Here is a 351-nt window from a genome sequence, read left to right on the forward strand (position 1 = left end):
CGCGCCCGAGAGGAGTCGAACCCCTAACCTCTTGATCCGTAGTCAAACGCTCTATCCAATTGAGCTACGGGCGCATATGGTGCCGAGGGCGGGGGTCGAACCCGCACGGTGGTCACCCACCGCAGGATTTTAAGTCCTGTGCGTCTGCCTGTTCCGCCACCCCGGCATGTCATACTGAAAATTGGAGCGGAAGACGGGATTCGAACCCGCGACCCCAACCTTGGCAAGGTTGTATTCTACCACTGAACTACTTCCGCAAGACATGTTTGAGTTATTTTATTAAAAGTGCGGGTGAAGGGAGTCGAACCCCCACGCCAAAGGCGCTAGATCCTAAGTCTAGTGCGTCTGCCA

Annotated in this window: 3 tRNA genes; all 3 read right to left on the bottom strand. The window is 55.6% G+C overall.

Features of this window, described 5'->3' with window-relative positions:
- Positions 1-74, bottom strand: a tRNA-Arg gene (locus MR155_RS31595).
- Positions 75-77: 3 nt separating this feature from the next.
- Positions 78-166: transfer RNA gene (locus MR155_RS31600), tRNA-Leu, on the bottom strand.
- 16 nt (positions 167-182) lie between these two features.
- Positions 183-257, bottom strand: a tRNA-Gly gene (locus MR155_RS31605).
- Between the last annotated feature and the right edge of the window lie 94 nt (positions 258-351).

The organism is Bacillus cereus group sp. BfR-BA-01331 (assembly GCF_022663915.1).
In the GTDB taxonomy this organism is placed as follows: Bacteria; Bacillota; Bacilli; order Bacillales; family Bacillaceae_G; genus Bacillus_A; species Bacillus_A mycoides.